This window comes from Microvirga arvi, from assembly GCF_016892765.1.
Lineage (GTDB): Bacteria > Pseudomonadota > Alphaproteobacteria > Rhizobiales > Beijerinckiaceae > Microvirga > Microvirga arvi.
In genome coordinates this window covers 18,580-37,380 of record NZ_JAFEMD010000049.1, presented here as the reverse complement: position 1 = coordinate 37,380, position 18,801 = coordinate 18,580, and the positions used below count along the sequence as shown (strand labels likewise).

The following is an 18,801-nucleotide window of genomic DNA, read 5'->3' as shown; positions in this document are numbered from 1 at the left end:
CTCCGTTCAGAACGGATGGTCCTTCTTCCAACAACGCACCAGTTGCCCATTTGGGCAGGTTATTGCCTGCCAAGCCCTTAGCATTACAGTTGCGCCCTGCGCTTGTGATGTGAGGTTTGTGCCACGGCCTGATGCGCGCGGCGCCACGTGGACCAGGCCATCACGAAAGCAGGTTCTATCTGATGCTGCTCGAGGCGGGTGGCCACGCGGCGGATTTCCTGAACAGACCAGCGTACCAGCGCTGCAGCCTGGCTTCGTCGTTTCTTTTTTGGGGTGCCGTGAGAGCGTTGGCCCGTTGGCGCACCACCGCCATCATGGCAAAGGCCAGCATCACCAATGAGACATGCCGGTGCCAGCCGTGCCACGAGCGCGTCTCGTTGTGCGTCAGCCCCAGTTCGGTTTTCGCCGTCTCGAACGCGTCCCCAATCGCCCAGCGCTGGCCTTCCACCCGCACCAGGGTCTCGATCGGCGTGCCGGCTGGACACCAGGTCGAGAAGAACGCCAGATCCTGATCGCTGAGGCTTCGCCGGATCAGCAGGCCGCGGGTCCATAAGCCGGTGAGGTCCTCGTTGTATTCCGCAGCCTCGAGATCGGCGAGTTCAAGATAAGCCCAGTCATACAGGCGCGGCCCCTTGGTGCCGTCTCCCGCTGACAGACGTTTCCATGCCTCGGGAGCAAGGGCCTTCGCGATCTGTTCGGCCGTGCCGGCGACTTCGGGTTTGTCGATCCAGGACGAGAACCGATCAGTCGCATGCGCCCCCAGTACATAGCCCTTGCCGGCCCGTCGCAACAGCATCTCCACTTTGCCCACGCCATAGACGGTGTCGGTGGCGACCCAGGCGAACGGCACGCCGGCGGCCAGAGCGCGCTCGATCATCTGCACGGCGATCTCAGGTTTGGTGACAAAGCGGATCGCATCGGGCACCTGAGCCGCGGCCAGGCGCTCGGGCTTGTTGGTCCAATCCTGTGGCAGATACAGCTGGCGGTCGATGAAGGCGCAGCCCTTGTCCGAGACATAGGCTGCAAACACACCAATCTGACAGTTCGCGATCTTGCCCGCCGAACCGGTGTACTGGCGCCCCACGCCGCACGAGTGCTGACCCTGCTTGAGAAAGCCGGTCTCGTCGATCACCAGCACCGCCCCGGGGAAGGCCAGCGTCTCAAGCGCATACTCGCGCACCATGTCTCTCAGAGCATCGGCGTCCCAGTGGCTGCGCCCGAGCACCGCCTGCTGACGCCAGGGCCCCGAGTCGCCGGCGGCCTCGGCCCGCATCCAGCCGATCTTGCGCCGCTCCGGGCCGAGCACCCCATCGAGGAAGGCGGCCGCCGAGGTGGCCACACTGGGATGAGCAAACAGCGACTTGAGATCGGCTTTGACCTGACGCAATTCCATACACCAGAACTCGAGCATCTGCTCGACGGCCACACCGGTCATGGCAGCCTCCTGGGTCAGACCACGAGATTATGAGCCCAAAACCGGCAGGCGCAACTGTAATGTTAGAGGCTGGTGAGCAAGTATCTTTCCTTTCGCGTGAGGCGACGCAGCAGGATGCGGCTCATGGCAAGATAAAGCAGCATCTCGCCGGTCTCGATCAGGCGTTCGTAGTCCTTGGCGAGCCGCCGGTTGGTGGTCAACCAGGCGATCGTTCGTTCAACAACCCACCGTCGCGCGATCACCTGAAAGCCACTCGGGCGCGTCGGCGGCTCCGCGTCAGCCCGCATCCAGGTTCCGCCGCTCCACCAATGCTGCGGGATGGATAATCTCCAGCTCAGGGCCTTCTGGAGCCAATCCTTCAGCCCACGATAAGCGGTGTCGGCCCACATCAGCTCGATCGCTGGAAAGAGATGCTGCAGACCCTCCAACAGGAGTTCGGCCCCGGCACGATCATGGATGTCGGCTGGCTGCACGCTGTTCTTCAGCAAATTGCCTTGCGTATCAACGAGAAGATGGCGCTTGCGGCCCTTCACCTTCTTGGCGCCGTCATAGCCGCGCGGCCCGCCCATCTCGGTGGTCTTGACCGATTGACTGTCGAGGATCGCTGCTGTCGGCTGACGATTGCGGCCGGTCCGACAGCGATAACTCTCGCGCAGAACCTGGGTCACATGCTCCCAGGTGCCATCCTCGCGCCACTGGGCATAGTGGTAGAAGACGGCACCACGCGGGGGGTACTCGTGCGGCAGCAGCCGCCACTGCGCGCCGGTGCGCAGCAGATAGAAGATGGCATCGACGATGCGCCGGAGCGGGTAGGTTTGCCGCCGCCCGGCCGGATGGCTGCGGGGGACAAGGGGCGCGAGCAGCGCCCATTCGGCATCAGTGAGATCGCTGGCGTAGAGACAGGTATCCATAGCGGGTCTCCCCAACGTGAAACAACCCGCATCCGGCACAGCGGTCCAGCACCAAACCTATGTTGAATCAATGACTTGCAGCGAGCAATAAAATTGCTCACCAGCCTCTGATACCAAGCGGCGTGAAGGCTGACTCATTAGGGGTTTTCAGGCGGGTGCCTGTCTGATTCCATGCTGGTCACCAGGAGGTTCGCCATGCGCCCAGGGATCGAGCTTCGCACAGACTATGACGCGACCCGCAATGCTGGGCAAAGCCGACGCTTGCTGGCGCTGGCCGAGATCTACGACGGCGGCACGCGGACCAAGGCGGCGCGGGTCGGCGGGGTTGGGCTGCAGACGGTGCGCGACTGGGTGGTGCGCTTCAACGCCCATGGCCCCGAAGGCCTGATCGACGGCAAAGCGCCGGGGAATGTCTGCAAGCTGAGCGCCCGCCATCGCGAGGCCTTGCTGGCCCTAGTGGAGAGCGGCCCCATTCCGGCTGTCCATGGGGTCGTGCGCTGGCGGCTGAAGGATCTGGTGCAGTGGCTCTGGGACGAGTTCCGGATCGAGGCGAGCGAGACGACGCTGGGCCGCGAGCTGCGGGCGCTCGGCTACCGCAAGCTCTCGGCTCGCCCGCGCCATCATGCCAAGAGCGACGCCGCGGTGGCGGTTTTTAAAAAGAGTTTCCCGCGCGTGTGGCGGAAATCTCGTCCAACGAGGCCGCTGGCAAGCCCCTAGAGATCTGGTTTGCCGACGAGGCACGCATCGGGCAGAAGAACAAGATCACCCGGCGCTGGGCCAGGCGCGGCACCCGTCCCTCGGCGCCCCGGGATCTGAGGACGGCCTCGACCTACATCTTCGGGGCGATCTGCCCGGCCCAGGGCAAAGCTGCCGGCCTGGTGCTGCCGCGTTGCACAACCGAGGCGATGACGCTGCATCTGGCCGAGATCTCGCAAGCGGTGGCGCCCGGAGCGCACGCGCTGTTGCTGTTGGACCAAGCGGGCTGGCATGTCTCGCGCAAACTGAAGGTGCCGACCAACATCACCCTGCTGCCGCTGCCGGCCAAAGCGCCCGAGTTGAACCCGGTCGAGAACATCTGGCAGTACCTGAGGGAGAACTGGCTCTCCAACCGGATCTTCACGTCCTACCCGGACATCCTCGATCATTGCTGTGCGGCTTGGAACAAACTCGTAGACCAACCTTGGACCATCATGTCCATCGGCTTGCGCGACTGGGCCCATGCATGAGCATCAGCGCCGATTGGTATTATGCGAACTTTAGCTTGTCCTCGTCTGTGATGGGGCGGATGACCCGACCTGGATTCCCTGCGAAAAGGACCATCGGGGGAACGTCCTTTGTGACGACGCATCCGGCGCCGATGACGCATCCCTCTCCAAGCGTGACACCCGGTAGGATCGTCACACCTGCCCCGATCCAGACGTTGTCCTTTATCATCACGGGTAAGGCATATTCGAGCCCCTGATTGCGGCGCTCGGCATCCATCGGATGACCTGCGGTGTAGATGCCGACATTTGGCGCAATGAACACACTGCTGCCGATGCTCACCTTCGCGCCGTCGAGAATGACGAGATTAGCATTGGCATAGAAATTCTCGCCGACCTCAATATTAAAACCATAGTCGCAATGGAATGGCCCTTCGATGATGAGGTTCTCGCCCGTTTTGCCGAGCAGCGACTTCAGTAGGGCTATCCTGTCCTGAGCCTGACGGGGATGAGTATGGTTGAAATCGAATAGGATCTCTTTGGCGCGCCGCCGCAGCCGGAGCAATTTCTCGTCATAATTTGCATCGTAAAGCAGGCCGGCTGCGGCCCTTCGCATTTCATTCATCGTTATCTCGACAACCTCTTTCCTTAGGTCGAGTGGCAGCTGCCAAGCACACAGGACCAGCACCGCGTGACGCGAAAATGGGCAACTCGGCCATGATAACCTTCATCCAGCTTCAAGCTGCGTATTCAGCCGCGGCGTTTGTGAGTTCTTCCTTCAGTTGCGGAAGGATCTGGAACAGGTCTCCGACGAGGCCGTAATCGGCCACCTGGAAGATCGGCGCCTCCTCGTCCTTGTTGATCGCAACGATCACCTTGGAGTCCTTCATGCCCGCCAGGTGCTGAATGGCCCCTGAAATCCCCACCGCAATGTAGAGATCCGGCGCCACCACCTTGCCGGTCTGGCCCACCTGCCAGTCGTTCGGCGCATAGCCTGCATCCACCGCTGCGCGCGAGGCGCCCATGGCCGCCCCGAGCTGATCGGCGATCGGCTCGATGTACTTGGTGAAGTTCTCCGAGGAGCCGAGCGAGCGACCGCCCGAGATGATGATCCGGGCCGAGGTCAGCTCAGGCCGGTCGTTCTGGGCGATCTCCTCGCCCTTGAAGCTCGACGTGCCCGGATCGTCGGCAGGGCCGACAGCCCCGATTGGGGCAGAGCCGCCCTCAGTGGCCGCCGGGAAGGCGGCGGTGCGCACGGTGATCACCTTCTTAGGATCGGTGGCCTGCACGGTCTGGATCGCATTGCCGGCATAGATCGGCCGCTCGAAGGTGTCGGGCGAGATCACCTTGATGATGTCGGAGACCTGCATCACGTCCAGCAGCGCCGCCACACGGGGCATGACGTTCTTGCCCTTGCTGGTGGCAGGCGCCACCAGGGCATCGTAGGAGCCCGCGAGCGAGACGATGAGCGCCGCGGTCGGCTCGGCGAGCTGGTGCTCGTAAGCGGGCGCATCGGCCAGCAGCACCTTCTCGACGCCCTCGAGCTTGGAAGCAGCCTCGGCAGCGGCGCGGGCGTTGGACCCGGCTACCAGCACGTGCACCGGGGCGCCGAGCGCCTTCGCGGCGGAGAGCGCCTTGTGGGTGGCGTCCTTGAGGTGAGCGTTGTCGTGCTCGGCAAACAGCAAGGTGGTCATTGTTCTAAAATCCTTCTCAGAGCACGCCGGCTTCGACTTTGAGCTTCGAGACCAGTTCGGCGACAGACCCGACCTTGACGCCGGCCTTGCGCCCGCCCGGCTCGGCGGTCTTGACCACCTTCAGGCGCGGAGCGACGTCGACGCCGAGCGTCTCAGGGCTCGTCTCGTCCAGCGGCTTCTTCTTGGCCTTCATGATGTTGGGCAGCGACGCATAGCGCGGCTCGTTGAGGCGCAGATCCGTGGTGACAATGGCCGGCAGCTTCAGGCCCACCGTCTGCAGGCCGCCATCGACCTCGCGGGTGACGTCGATGGAACCCTCACCCACGTTCACCTTGAAGGCGAAGGTGCCCTGCGGCCAGCCCAGCAGGGCTGCCAGCATCTGGCCGGTCTGGTTGGAATCGTCGTCGATCGCCTGCTTGCCCATGATGATGAGATCAGGCTTTTCCTGCTCGACCACCTTGGCCAGGATCTTGGCAACCGCCAGCGGCTCGACGGTGGAGTCGGTCTTGACCAGGATGCCGCGGTCGGCCCCCATGGCAAGCGCGGTGCGGATGGTCTCGCCGGCTTGGCTCGGGCCGATGGAGACGGCGACGATCTCGGTGGCCTTGCCCTGCTCCTTCAGGCGCACCGCCTCCTCGACGGCGATCTCGTCGAAGGGGTTCATGGACATCTTGATGTTGGCAAGCTCCACGCCCGACCCGTCCGGCTTCACCCGGATCTTCACGTTGTAGTCCACAACCCGCTTCACACACACAAGAAGCTTCATAGTTAGATCCTTAATGCAGATGTGAATTCGGCAGCATAGCAACCTTGCTCGCATAGACTATAGGAAGTGTTCTCTCCTTCCCCGGCCAGGGCTTGCAGATCGACGCTAGCTGAAAGGCCGAGGTCCGTGCCGTCGGCGACCTTGAGGATGCTGGGAGAGGGACATTGGAGTGGATCGTGAGATTGCCGCATTCATTCAGGTTGGCGAGGTAGATAGGACGGCTCTCTTCCAGGAAACGGGAGGGGCCAAGCCTGAAAGCTTGCGCCCCTCCTTTATCAGCTCAGTTCGTCAGTTCATTTCCGGTGTAGTCGATCTTACCATTCGCATCCTTCTTCCAGACATACACAACATAGTCCGGGCGGGTGATATCGCCCTTCTTGTCGAAACTCTGATCGCCTAGAACTGTCTTGAAGGTCTTGCCGGAATGCATGACATTGGCGATCTTCTTGCCGTCTGAAGATTTCGCTTCGTCGGCTGCTTGCTTAAGCACCTGCACAGCCGCGTAGCTGTAGAGAGTATATGCCTCAGGTTCGATGCTTCTCGCGCGGAACTTGGCGACGGCATCCTTCGCATTCGGGTTCTTGCGCGGATCCGCGTTGAAGGTCATGAGCGTTCCTTCCGCTCCGGGACCGGCAATCGACGCGAACTCGGCCGACACAATGCCATCCGGTCCCATGAACTGCGCACTGAGGCCTTGATCTCGCATCTGGCGGATGATGAGGCCGGCTTCCGTATGCAGGCCGCCCCAGTATACCAAATCGATGCCGGATTGCTTCAATTTCGAGACCAGAGCCGAATAATCCTTCTCGCCAGGATTGATGCCCTCGTAGAGCGTTTCGTTCAATCCTTTGGCATTGATCACTTTCTTTGTCTCGTCGGCTAAGCCCTTGCCGTAAGGGGTCTTGTCGTGAAGGATTGCGACCTTCTTGCCCTTAAACTTGTCGAGGAGAAAGGCTCCTGCAATAACGGCCTGCTGGTCGTCGCGGCCACATATACGAAACGTGTTCCACAGGCCGCGCTCGGTGTAGGTCGGATTGGTCGAGGTCGGTGAAATCTGGAGGATTCCGGCTTCCTCGTAAATCTCCGAGGCCGGAATTGAGACGCCGGAGTTGAAGTGACCGACGACAAACTTTACGCCCTCTGCCGCGAACTTGTTGGCCACAGACACGCCTTGCTTGGGGTCGGACACATCGTCGCCAATGACGATCTCAAGCTTTTGGCCATTGACACCACCCGCCGCATTGATCTCCTCGACAGCCATCTCAACGCCGTTCTTGAATTGGGCGCCGTAAGTGGCATTCGGTCCGGTAATCGGGGCACCGATGCCGATCTTGATCTGTGCATTAGCAGTTCCCACTGACGCCAACACGAAACTGAGTGCAACGCTCGTCAACAACAATTTCTTCGACATTTTGAAATCCTCTGGATTGGGGTTCATTGCAGAGCAGCTTCGTGAGCGATGGCCCTTTCCTAATGAGGCTGAATGCTCGCGAGGCCGATTACGCCGAGCTTCTTTGTCTCGTTCGCAAACTTTCCTAGGCGTAGATGTACCCGCCCGAGACGATGATGTTTTCTCCAGTCATGTACGTGTTCCTCGGGCCACCTGCCATGAGGACCCACTGGGCCATCTCCTCGGGCTCGCCGCCGCGCCCGAGTGGGCTCGCCTTGGCGAGTTCCGCAAGAAAACCGAGCTGACGGGCGCGCTCGGTGGCCATGCCAGCCGGAGCGACCGAGTTGACCAGAATGGCGTCCGGCGCCACCTCCTGGGCGAAACTACGGGTCAGGCTGACGACGGCTGCCTTTGTTGCGGCATAATGTGCGTTCTGGGGATGAGCCTTGAAAGCGTCGACCGATGTGATGTTCACGATACGCCCACGCACGCGATCCCTCGGCTCCTGGCTTCGCATGTGGCGCACGGCCGCGACCATCATGTGGTAGGTGCCCTTCACGTTGATCGCATTCGAGGCGTCCCAATCCGCATCCGTGATCTCAAGCAGCGGCTTCCTGGGATAGATCGCGGCCGAGTTCACAAGCGTGTCGACACGTCCCAGACGTGAGGCAACGGCATCGAACGCCGCGTGAGCGGCATCCGCGGTACGGATGTCGCAGGAAGCGAAAGCCACGGGAAGCCCCGCCTCACGAGCCGGGGCGAGCGCGGCCTCGGCGGCTTCGGCGTTGATGTCGATGATACCGATGGCGGAAGCGCCATCGTCCACTGCCATGCGCGCGATCAGAGCTCCAAGACCTGCTCCACCGCCAACGATCAGTACCGAAAGGTTCTTCATGTCACTTGTCCGTTGTCCGGGCGCCCGTCGTCGTCGCCTGATGGGTAGGAAGGATGTCGAAGCGGGAAACGTCGACGGAGGCAGGAAGAGCCAGCACCGCTGTCACCATGGCGGCCACGTCCTCCGGCTGGACCGCCGAATTGCCGGCGTACATGGCCTCGCGCGCCTCCGGCGTCATCAGGTTTTTATACAGTCCGGTCTCCACGCGTCCGGCCACGATCTCCGTCACCCGAACCCCATAGGCGGCCATCTCAAGTCGCAGCGCCTGTCCGAAGGCGCCCACCGCCGCCTTAGTCGCGCAGTAGACAGCGAGGTTGGGGAAGGGCGCATGCCCGGCGGTCGACCCGGTGAAGAAGATATGTCCCCCTCTGCGCGCCCGCATGCCCGGCGCAATCAGGCGCGTCACGGCGAGCACCGACGTCAGGTTCACGGCAACCGCACGATCAATGTCGTCCGGATCGGTGTCGCAGAAGGGCACGAGAGGCGGCATCAGGCCGGCATTGTTGACGAGAACGTCGGGCTCAAGACCGGCGAGCGCCGCAGCGGTCGCCGTGCGATCCGCCAGATCCACCTTGATGCCGTGAATGTTGAAGTCCCTCGAGAGTTCATCCAGAGCGAGCTGGTTCCGGCCGACAGCGAAGACATCGTAGCCTGCCGCCTGCAAGGCTGTTGCGATCGCCCGTCCGATGCCGCTCGTCGCTCCGGTTACCAAAGCCTGGGCCATGGCAGCTCCCTTCTTCTCCATCGAAGGCTGACGCACAGAGGAACGGAAACAAATCAAGAAAAGCATCCGAAAGACAAATTTTTCTTGCTGATCGATGCTCCCTCGCGGGCACGCTCAATGCTCAGCGGGGTCACTGACAAGCCAATTTTCCTTTTCGACCCATGAGCAGAACGCCGCAATCGGCTTCATGCGGCGGTGTGCCTTCGGCAGCACGAGGTAAAAGCCCGGGATTTCCTGCTCCGCCATGGAGTGCATCACGTCCATACCGAAAGGAGCGACGAGCTTGCCGGATTTGAGGTCTTCCTCGGCGTCAATTTCCGACAGCAACCCAACGCCAAGTCCGGCGAGGGTCGCACGGCGCATGGTCGCCGCGTCCTGGATGCGGATGTCGCTGTGAGAGAGGCGCGGTTCTACTCCAAGATGCCGGAGCACGTTCGGCCATAGCTCCTCTGAGAGGACGGGTTGAAGGAGCGTCTCTCCCACGAGATCACCAGGTTCTTTCAGCCGCGCCCCAAGTTCGGGCGTGCAGCAGATGATCTTCAGGTCGCGCACCAGCAGGACCTGATCGTACCGGGACCAGGTGCCGAATCCCCACTGGATTGCGACGTCAACGTCTGCTGCGGCGAAATCGGGCAATTCGACCATAGTGGTCAGGCGCAGGTCGACGTCCGGCATCGTCTCGCGGAAACGGGCGATCCGATCGAGCAGATAGCGGGTCGCGAAGTAGGGACTGACGTTGACGTTAATCCGGTTGCGGGCGCCGACCTTACTGACCCTTCGCACGCCCTCTTCAAACTCATCGAAGCCGGCTTGGATGTAGTGGGCGAGCAGGATGGCCTGCTCGGTTGGCTCGACCACCCGCCCCTTGCGCTCGAAGAGGGTGATCCCGAGCGTATCTTCCAAAAGCTTGATCTGGTGGCTGACGGCCTGAGGTGAGACCAGCAGTTCGTCGGCCGCTGCCCGGAAACTCTTGCGTCGAACAACGGCGTGGAACACACGGAGCGCATTGAGCGGCGGTAGGCGGAAAGAGCGGTGGCTCATGGCTGTCGGGTACCTTGCGGGGGCCACGGGGGCCCGTCCGAGCTAAGGAAGTTATTCCACCTCCTTCGGCCGTCCCGTGCAAGCCTCCTTCGGTCAAATCACCGCTTTCTCCAGGAACGGCCGGTTCTCGACAATTCGCTCGTAGCCGACCGCGGTCAGGTCGAGCGTTCTGAAGCCGCCATAGACAATAAGCTCGGACACGCCACGACCGGCGGCCGGTCCCTGTTGGAGTCCATGTCCCGAAAAGCCGTTCGCGAACACGAAATTCCGCACCTCCGGATGGCGTCCGACGATCAGGTTATGGTCGAGCGTGTTGAAATCGTAGTGGCCGGCCCACTGGTTGACAATCTTGATCGCCTCGAAGGCGGGGGAGCGTTCGGCGAGCGCAGGCCAGATGATCTCCTCGAACTCGGGATAGCGCGGGTCAAAGTCGTCGAAGTCCACCGCCGGATCCTCCACCGGTGAGCAGCCCGACAGAAAGAAGCGGCCCTCGGGTCGGCAGAAGACGCCCGAAGGATCGATCATCAGCGGGAGGCGGCCGCCATTGACGGCCGCCGTGCCTTCCGGAGTCGTGGCGCAATCGAAGACGAAGAGCGTCCGCTTTCTCGGCTCGACCGGCACGTCGAGCCCCGCCATCCTGGCTGTCAGGCTGGCCCGCGGCCCTGACGCATTGACGATGGTGCCGGCCGGTACCTCCCTGCCGGACTCAAGGCGGACCGAAGTTACCCGGTTGCCCTCGCGCCCAATGCCGACTACCTCGTCCGTGAGGTATTCGGCGCCCGCAGCCCGGGCCTTATTCCGGAAGCCGTACATGAGGCCCGTATTGTCGAACCAGCCCTCGCCGGAGCGGCCGTAGGACGCGAGACGGATATCCTCCACCCTGAGATGCGGGAAAGCCCGCGCCAGTTCCTCGGGGTCCCAAAGCACGACGTCGGCGCCGCAGGCGCGCTGGACCTCATGGTTTTCGAGCAGGGTTCGCTCCTGCTCCTCCGTGTTCGCCAGGAAGAGATAGCCGCCAGGATGAAAATTCAGGTCAGGGCGTACGTCCCCCACCTGCATGATCTCGGGGAAGTTGCGGATGAACTCGCTGCCGAACTGGCTAATCCGCACGTTGATCGGATTGGAAAACTGGGTGCGAATCGACGAGGAGGACAGCGATGTGGCCGCCCGGTGGTAAGTTGGGTCGCGCTCGACCACCAGCACTGAGCCGCCGAAGTCCGGATTGGCCGTAAGGAAATAGGCGACGGCGGAGCCGATGACGGCTCCACCCACGATCACGACGTCATAGCCTTCCGTCATGACTTCACCTCGTCGTCTGGATGTCCGAGGTCGACGAACCAGCCGCCGAGATAGCGGACGGCGGGTGCATCGGGGTCCGGAACCGGTGTGCGCGCTTCGATGGCAGCACGGTATGGCTCCATGGAGTCCCTTGGATGCCAGCCGAGGTGATCGGCCATGCGGTTGTCGTACGGTTTCAAGGTGTTGTCGGAGGTGCCGAAGGCTATAGTGAAGCCCACCTGAGCGGCAGTCAGGCTTGAGACGACAAGCCTGACGCAATCATCGAAAGTGAGCATCGACCAAAGCATTCGCCTGTCAGTCGGCTCCGGAAAGGAAGAGAAGATGCGAAGGGCGACGGTCTCGATGCCAAACTTGTCAAAGTAGAGGCGGCCGAGATCCTCGACGAAGCACTTCGAGAGGCCATAGAGTCCGTCCGGTCGGTGCGGCGCGTTGGCATCAATGCGGTCCTCGAGGCGGTGGTAGCCGACGGCATGGACCGACGAAGCATAGACAACGCGTTTCACGCCGTGCTTCCGCGCGCCCTCATAGACGTGGTAGCTTCCGCGGATGTTGCCGTCGAGGATCGATGCCCAACTCCGCTCGAGCGGGACACCGCCAAAGTGAACGATAGCGTCAACGCCCTTGATAGCCTCGTGAACTCCGGTCTCGTCAGCCAGGTCACAGATCACAGCTTCCTCGTTTGGGGCGAGGTCAACGATCTCGGCCTTGTCCAACAGCCGCAATCGACGCGCCAACGGCGCGAGACCACGCCGGAGGTGGGTGCCGAGGCGCCCAGCGGCTCCAGTGATCAAAAGGGTGTCGAAGAGTGGTTCGGTCATTCGGTCTCCGATCGATTTTGGAGCTGCTCGACGGCGTCGGCAATGCGGCTGATGGCTTCGGTCAGGATCGAGTCAGATGTGGCTGTCGAAATGCGGAAAAAAGGTGAGAGCCCATAGGCGGTGCCCGGAACGGCTGCGACACGTCCTTCGTCGAGCAAGTACCGGGTCACGGCTGCATCATCGGCCAGGACCGCGCCCAGTGGCGTCACGCTGCCGATCAATCCGCTGCAACCAATGAAGGCGTAAAATGCCCCTTCCGGAGGCGACAGACTGAGCCCTTCAATCCGTTGAATGCCCTCGACCACGAGATTGCGGCGACGTTCGAAGGCTTCCCGGAATTCCACCACGCAATCCTGCGGGCCGGTGAGAGCCGAGAGTGCGGCCGCCTGTGCCGGCGAACAGACCGAGGTGCAGGACTGGCTCTGGACCGTGGTCATGGCCTTGATCAGCGGAGCGGGGCCGGCGGCGTAGCCCACCCGCCAGCCCGTCATCGCGTAGGCCTTCGAGACGCCGTTGACAATTAGGCTGCGCTCCTTCAACTCCGGGCAGGCCGCTCCGAAGGAGACGAACCTGCGTCCGTCGAACAGGATATGCTCGTAGATCTCGTCGGATAGGACGAGAACCTGCGGATGCCGTGCAAGCACGGCCCCGAGGCTCTTCAACTCCGCCTCGGAATAGACCGCGCCGGACGGGTTCCCGGGCATGTTGAGGAACAGCCACTTCGTCCGCTCGGTGATCGCGCCTTCGAGCGCCTCCGGCGTCAGGCGGAAGCCAGTCTCGGACGGGCAGGGAACTGTGATCGGCATGCCACCGAAGAGCTTCACCATCTCCGGATAGGACACGAAATAGGGCGCGGGCAGGATCACCTCGTCGCCAGGCTCCAGCGTTGCCAGCAGGGCGTTGAAGATGATCTGCTTGGCGCCGTTGGCAACGACGATACCGTCGGCTGAATAGGTGAGACCGTTCTCGTGGGCGAACTTGTCGGCAATCGCCCGCCGGAGGGCCGGGGTGCCGGCTGCGGCGGTATAGAGCGTCTCGCCCGCGAGTGCCGCTGCCTCGGCGGCTTCGATCACGTGGCGCGGCGTTGGGAAGTCGGGCTCTCCCAAGCCAAGGTCGATGACGTCGACGCCCTTGGCGGCGAGCGCCTTGGCGGCCTGGGAAACGGCCATGGAGGCCGAGGGACGGACTGCCGACAGACGGCTGGCCACATAGCTCATGTCGGTGTCCCCGTGACGTAGCCCTTGACGGTGTCGTCGCGGCGGGCGTCGGCTTTGCGCCGGGCCGGATCACCGTAGCCGCCGCCACCGGGCATCTTGAGGACGAGGCGGCGTCCCGCGGGCACGTGCTGCCAGCCCTTCGGCTTGAGCTTCGTCCCGTCGTCCAGCGCCACGACGCCGGCAGCGCCCTCGCCGCCGCCCTCGCGCCCTCTGGCCGGATGGTTGATCCGATCGAACATCGCGGAGAAGTCGAACTCGTGGCCCGGCAACGCCTCAATCTCAAGGATCTGTCCGAGGCCGCCGCGGAACTCGCCGTCGCCGCCGGAGTCCGGCCGGAGCTCCTTGCGCCAGACCACGATCGGTCCGGTGTGCTCGGTGGCTTCGACGGGCATCGTCATGACGCCTGACGGGAACGCAGTGGCCGACAGACCGTCGAGAGTCGGCCGGGCGCCCATGCCGCCCGAGTTGAACATCAGGATCTCGGCACGACGTCCATCTCCATCTGCGACCGGCCGCGCGGAGATGTGGATGTTCCAGAGCGCCGCCGCTCCTTCCGCCAGGATCCTGCCGGGGAGTGCCTTGGCGAGCGCGCCAAGCACCAGGTCAGGAACCATATGGCCGATGACGTGGCGCAGGCTCACCGGTGCCGGCCGTTCCGCGTTCAGGATGTTGACCGGCGAGGAAGCGGTGAAGAAGCTGAGCGAGGCCCAGTTGTTCGGAATGTCGGGGGCGACGACGCACTTCAGCGCGTAGCAGGCATACGCCTTGGTGTAGATCAACGGCACGTTGATGCCCCACCGGCTGACGCCGTCCGTGCCCGTGAAGTCGACGTTGACCCGGTCGTCGTCGACCGTGATCGTAGCCGCGAGCTTGACCGGCGTATCATATCCGTCGGTCAGGAGTTCGTTGGACCAGCGGCCCTCCGGCAGGGCCTGGATGCGGGCCAGCGTCGCGGCCTGGGTGCGGGAGAAGATGAACTCGCCGAGCGACGCCAAGGTGCTCAGTCCGATTTCGCGCATCATGTCGACGAGGCGACGGTGGCCGACGTCGTTGCAGGCAGCGAGCGAATAGAAATCGCCGACGACCTGATTGGGCTCGCGCACATTGGCGCGCAGGAGCCTGACGAGGTCCCGGTTCACGACGCCGCGCTCGGCGAACTTCATGATCGGGATCTGGATTCCTTCCTCGTAGACCGACTTGCCGTCTGCCCCGAAGCCGCGGCCGCCGACATCCACCACGTGTGCCGTGCAGGCGAAGAAGCCGACCAGCTCGCCGTCGAGGAAGGACGGCGAGACCATGGTGATGTCATGAAGATGGCCAGTGCCTTTCCAGGGGTCGTTGGTGACATAGGTGTCACCCGGGAACATCACCTCGCGGGGGATCTCTGCCATGAAGTGCAGGACGGCCTCAGCCATGGTGTTGACGTGGCCGGGGGTGCCGGTGACGGCTTGGGCGAGCATCCGCCCCTGCGGGTCGAACACGCCGGCGGAAAGATCGCCGGCCTCGCGTACGGAGGTCGAGAAAGCCGTCCGAAGCAGTGTCATCGCCTGCTCCTCGACGACCGAGATCAGGCGGTTCCACATGACCTGCATGCGGATCTCGTTGATGGTGTCGCTCACGCTGCAACTCCTTTGCGCAAGAGGAGGAGAGAGCCGTCGGACTGCATCACCGCGTCGAACGGAGATGTCACGACGGTGGAGGTCTCCCGTTCCACGATGACGGCAGGGCCGACCACCCGATCGCCCGACGATAGGGTGGTGCGTTCGAGGATCGCGGAGCTGAGGAGCGTGCCGCTTGCGGCGTCGAAGACCTCACGGAAGGCCTTCGGCGAGACTGTGCCCGCTCCGAGCGTCACCTCATGGCGGGCACCCTCCGGCCGCTCGTCCTCCGCTTTCACCGACCAGGTGACGACCTCGATCTCAAGATCGGCGAGACCGTCGATGGCGCGGCCGAAGAAGCGAGCGTAGCCCTTGCGGAAGCTGTCGCGGAAGAGGCCCGCGTCCTCGTCCGTGAAATCGCGATCTGGCAGCGCGACCGGGATCTCCCAGCCCTGGCCGACATAGCGCATGAAGGCCGTGACGTCCCGCACGATCATGCCGTCCGTGCCGGCCCGGACGAAGCCCTCGGCGGATGCCTTGAGGTCCCTGAGCAACTCGTTAACCGTCGCGGAATCGAAGGTGGACAGGCGGATCACCCGTGAGGCCAGCGCTTCATAGCCGAAGGGCGCCTTGAGGAACCCGATCGCCGACCCGACGCCGGCCCCAGGGGGGACGAGGCAGTGGTCGATGCCGAGCTTCTCGCAGAGTCGGGCCGCGTGCAGCGGCGCGGCCCCGCCAAAGGCGATCATCAAGTTGTCCGAGATGTTTTTGCCGTTCTCAACGGCATGAACGCGGGCGGCGTTGGCCATGTTCTCGTCCACCACCTCGCAAATGCCGAAGGCGGCGGGCAGCGGCGAAAGGCCGAGCTGCCCGCCGACATCCCGGGTGATGGCGGACGCGGCCCGCTCCACCGAGAGCCTGATCGCACCACCGGCGAAGTTGTCGGGATCAAGCTTGCCGAGAACCAGGTCTGCATCGGTGATTGCCGGGCGCTCGCCGCCGCGTTGGTAGCAAGCCGGCCCGGGCTCCGATGCTGCGGATTCCGGCCCGGTCTGGATACGGCCCATGGCGTCCACCCAGGCAATCGAGCCGCCGCCAGCACCGATCTCGATCATCTCGATCACCGGGATCGAGATCGGCATCCCCGAGCCCTTGGAGAAGCGGTAGGTCCGGGCAACCTCGAAGGTGCGCGCCGCCTTCGGCGCGAAGTCCTCGATCAGGCAGATCTTGGCCGTGGTCCCACCCATGTCATAGCTGACGACCTTGTCGAGACCAAAGCGGCGGGCGATGTCGGCTGCGAAGATCGCTCCTCCGGCGGGCCCTGATTCCACGAGGCGAACCGGGAACTCCGCCGCCGTCTCGACCGAGATCAGGCCGCCTCCCGAATGGATCATGAAGACGGGGCAGCGCGCGCCCATCTCGGCGAGCCGAACCTGGAAACGGGCGAGATAGTCGGCCATCTGCGGCCGGACGTAGGCGTTGGCGCAGACCGTGTTGAAGCGCTCGAACTCGCGCATCTGCGGCGAGACTTCCGAGGAGATCGAGATCGGCGCGTCGATCTTGCGGGCGAGGATTTCCCTTGCTCGGCGCTCATGCTCAGAATTGAGGTAGGAGTGCAGGAACCCGATCGCGACGGCACCGTACCCGCCGGCGGCGATGCGGTCCCCGAGCGCTTCCAGCGCCGTCTCGTCGAGCGATAGGAGCTCTTCGCCGCTGGCTCCGATGCGACCGCGGACGGTGAAGCGATCCTCGCGCGGGACGAGAGGGGTCGGGAGACGCAGGTCAAGGTCATACTGCTCGAAGCGGCTCTCGGTTCGCATCTCGATCACGTCGCGGAATCCCTCGGTCGTGACGAAGGCGGTGCGCGCTCCGCGCCGCTCAATCAGGGCATTGGTCGCCAGCGTGGTGCCGTGGATGACGATGTCGAGGTCCCCGGCCGAGATGCCCGCCTCGTGCGTGACGATGGCGATGCCGTCGAGGATCGCCTGCTCGGGCGCGGCGTAGTTCGTCAGTACTTTCGTGGAGAACAGCCTGCCACGGCACTCGAGCGCCACGTCGGTGAAGGTGCCGCCGATGTCAGCCCCGAGGCGGATGGATTCTTCGGGTTTCATGCCTTGTCCCTCACGGCGAGCGCGGCGGCGCGCATCTGGCTGAGCGTCTGTCGCGGAGTGAGCGCTTCCGGCGAAACGTTGAGATCGAGGACCGCGCCCGTGCGCGAGGCGCGGGCGCGGTCGAAGGCGGCGGGGAAGTCCTCCGTTCGCTCGACGCGCTCCGCGTGGAAGCCATAAGCGCGACCGAGCGCTACGAAGTCGGGGTTCTCCATGGTCGTGCCGAAGACGCGGCCCGGGTAGTTGCGCTCCTGGTGAGCGCGGATCGTCCCGTAGATGCCATTGTTGACGATCAGCACGATCGGCTGGGCGCCGGCCTGCATCGCTGTCGCGAGTTCCTGACAGTTCATCTGGAAATCGCCATCACCGCAGAAGCATACCACCAAGCGCTCCGGACAAGCGATCTTGGCGGCGATGGCTGCCGGGAGGCCGTAGCCCATGGCGCCGGACTGCGGCGCGAGCAGCCGCGCCTTCGGACCATAATGGAGGAACTTGTTCGGCCAGACCGTGAAGTTGCCGGCGCCGTTGGTCACGATCACGTCGTCCGGCAGGTTGTCATTCAGCCAGGACGTGACAACGCCCATGTCGACCGGAGAAGGCTGTGGCGGCAAGGCGAAGCTCGCCTCATAGGCGTCGCGTGCCCGTCGGCGCCATTCGCCCCAGTGACCTTTGATGGGAGTGAGCGCGACCGCGAAGGCATTAGGTCCCGAGTGGATGCCAAGCGTCGGAACGTAGATCTTGCCGATCTCCCGATCCGAACCGTGGATGTGTATCAGCCGCTGCGCGGGCAATGGAACCGAGAGCAGGGTGTACCCATCCGTCGTCATCTCACCGAAGCGCACATTGATAGCAAGGATCGTGTCGGCGTCGCGAACGAGAGCCCTGACATGGGCCGGCATTCCGACTCCAGCCTCTCCGGCGTAAACCGGCGAGTAATTGTCAAACTGGTCTTGGTAGCGGAAAGCGGCCACCACGGGGATGTCCGACGCTTCGGCAAAGGCTTGGAGACCGCTTCTTCCGGCATCGGTCCAATTGATGCCGCCGACGAGGGCGAGCGGCCGCTCGGCGCCGGCAAGCAAGGCAAGCGCATCGGCCATCGTTTCGGCGGATGGTGCGGCCTCCGCGATCCGCGCGGGTCGGGCGAGCGGCGCGGCGTCGGTCTCAGCCGTCAGGACATCCTCCGGAAGGGCAACAACAACTGGGCCGGGGCGCCCGGTGATGGCTGTGGTCCATGCGCGGGCAACGATCTCCGGGATGCGCTCCACGCGGTCAATCTCTACCGCCCACTTTGCCATTGTGCCGAACACTGCGCTGTAGTCGACCTCCTGGAAGGCCTCACGCCCTTTCATGTCCGTGCCGACCTGGCCAACGAAGAGGATCATCGGCACACTATCCTGCATGGCCGTGTGCACGCCGATCGATGCGTTGGTGACGCCTGGGCCGCGCGTCACGAAGCAGAGGCCCGGTTGACCTGACAGCTTGCCGAACGCGGCGGCCATGAACGCGGCTCCGCCCTCGTTCCGGCACAGCACAAAGTCGAGCTGCCCTGATACATCATGCAGCGCATCGAGAACCGCGAGGTAGCTCTCTCCAGGAATGCCGAAGCCCTTGGTCGCACCCAAGGTCACGAGACTTTTGACCAGTAGCTGCCCGCCGCTGTGCATCTTCGGCCCTCTCCGTACGAAGGTTTGGCCGCCATGGGC

General features: G+C 63.5%; 16 protein-coding genes. 1 reads left to right on the top strand and 15 read right to left on the bottom strand.

Annotated elements, in window-relative coordinates:
* Positions 1-175: 175 nt before the first annotated feature.
* Entirely contained in the window at positions 176-1,435 is a 1,260-nt protein-coding gene (locus tag ILT44_RS23105; RefSeq protein ID WP_372441233.1) for an IS701 family transposase, read from the bottom strand.
* A gap of 62 nt (positions 1,436-1,497) precedes the next feature.
* On the bottom strand, positions 1,498-2,346 hold the full coding sequence (locus ILT44_RS23100; RefSeq protein ID WP_204241962.1) for an IS5 family transposase: 849 nt from the start codon (positions 2,344-2,346) through the stop codon (positions 1,498-1,500).
* Between the two features lie 195 nt (positions 2,347-2,541).
* Between ILT44_RS23100 and ILT44_RS23095 the strand changes: the two genes are divergently transcribed.
* A protein-coding gene (locus ILT44_RS23095) for an IS630 family transposase (protein WP_204241961.1) occupies positions 2,542-3,572 on the top strand; the annotation gives its coding sequence in 2 pieces (ribosomal slippage) (positions 2,542-3,048 and positions 3,051-3,572; 1,029 coding nt in all).
* A 19-nt stretch (positions 3,573-3,591) separates the two neighbouring features.
* Here the strand turns inward: ILT44_RS23095 and ILT44_RS23090 are convergent.
* The 13 genes from ILT44_RS23090 to ILT44_RS23030 form a co-directional block, all read right to left on the bottom strand.
* Positions 3,592-4,236 carry a sugar O-acetyltransferase gene (locus tag ILT44_RS23090; protein WP_204241960.1) on the bottom strand — a complete coding sequence of 215 codons (645 nt, stop codon included), beginning with the start codon at positions 4,234-4,236 and terminating at the stop codon, positions 3,592-3,594.
* A 49-nt stretch (positions 4,237-4,285) separates the two neighbouring features.
* Positions 4,286-5,242, bottom strand: coding sequence for an electron transfer flavoprotein subunit alpha/FixB family protein (locus tag ILT44_RS23085; protein WP_204241959.1), 957 nt, complete (start codon positions 5,240-5,242; stop codon positions 4,286-4,288).
* Between the two features lie 16 nt (positions 5,243-5,258).
* Positions 5,259-6,008 (bottom strand): electron transfer flavoprotein subunit beta/FixA family protein, encoded by a 750-nt coding sequence (locus ILT44_RS23080; RefSeq protein ID WP_204241958.1) that lies wholly within the window; start codon positions 6,006-6,008, stop codon positions 5,259-5,261.
* A gap of 280 nt (positions 6,009-6,288) precedes the next feature.
* Positions 6,289-7,419, bottom strand: a complete 1,131-nt coding sequence (locus ILT44_RS23075) for a branched-chain amino acid ABC transporter substrate-binding protein (RefSeq protein WP_372441234.1) — start codon at positions 7,417-7,419, stop codon at positions 6,289-6,291.
* A gap of 124 nt (positions 7,420-7,543) precedes the next feature.
* Positions 7,544-8,293, bottom strand: a complete 750-nt coding sequence (locus tag ILT44_RS23070; protein ID WP_204241956.1) for an SDR family NAD(P)-dependent oxidoreductase — start codon at positions 8,291-8,293, stop codon at positions 7,544-7,546.
* Position 8,294: 1 nt separating this feature from the next.
* Positions 8,295-9,017 carry an SDR family oxidoreductase gene (locus ILT44_RS23065; RefSeq protein WP_204241955.1) on the bottom strand — a complete coding sequence of 241 codons (723 nt, stop codon included), beginning with the start codon at positions 9,015-9,017 and terminating at the stop codon, positions 8,295-8,297.
* Between the two features lie 114 nt (positions 9,018-9,131).
* On the bottom strand, positions 9,132-10,058 hold the full coding sequence (locus tag ILT44_RS23060) for a LysR substrate-binding domain-containing protein (RefSeq protein WP_204241954.1): 927 nt from the start codon (positions 10,056-10,058) through the stop codon (positions 9,132-9,134).
* A 93-nt stretch (positions 10,059-10,151) separates the two neighbouring features.
* Positions 10,152-11,357 (bottom strand): NAD(P)/FAD-dependent oxidoreductase, encoded by a 1,206-nt coding sequence (locus ILT44_RS23055; RefSeq protein WP_204241953.1) that lies wholly within the window; start codon positions 11,355-11,357, stop codon positions 10,152-10,154.
* Positions 11,354-12,175 (bottom strand): NAD-dependent epimerase/dehydratase family protein, encoded by an 822-nt coding sequence (locus ILT44_RS23050; protein WP_204241952.1) that lies wholly within the window; start codon positions 12,173-12,175, stop codon positions 11,354-11,356. Before ILT44_RS23050 ends, ILT44_RS23055 begins: the two co-directional genes overlap by 4 nt.
* A complete protein-coding gene (locus ILT44_RS23045) occupies positions 12,172-13,392 on the bottom strand; it encodes a pyridoxal phosphate-dependent aminotransferase (protein ID WP_204241951.1) in 1,221 nt (406 codons plus the stop codon). The genes ILT44_RS23050 and ILT44_RS23045 overlap by 4 nt, the downstream gene beginning before the upstream one ends.
* The gene (locus ILT44_RS23040) at positions 13,389-15,011 is read right to left on the bottom strand and encodes a hydantoinase B/oxoprolinase family protein (RefSeq protein ID WP_204241950.1); all 1,623 of its coding nucleotides are present in this window, start codon (positions 15,009-15,011) and stop codon (positions 13,389-13,391) included. Before ILT44_RS23040 ends, ILT44_RS23045 begins: the two co-directional genes overlap by 4 nt.
* Positions 15,008-17,101 carry a hydantoinase/oxoprolinase family protein gene (locus ILT44_RS23035; RefSeq protein ID WP_204241949.1) on the bottom strand — a complete coding sequence of 698 codons (2,094 nt, stop codon included), beginning with the start codon at positions 17,099-17,101 and terminating at the stop codon, positions 15,008-15,010. The genes ILT44_RS23040 and ILT44_RS23035 overlap by 4 nt, the downstream gene beginning before the upstream one ends.
* Complete coding sequence (locus ILT44_RS23030; RefSeq protein ID WP_239468464.1) at positions 17,098-18,762, bottom strand: thiamine pyrophosphate-dependent enzyme; 1,665 nt, start codon at positions 18,760-18,762, stop codon at positions 17,098-17,100. The genes ILT44_RS23035 and ILT44_RS23030 overlap by 4 nt, the downstream gene beginning before the upstream one ends.
* Positions 18,763-18,801 lie beyond the last annotated feature (39 nt).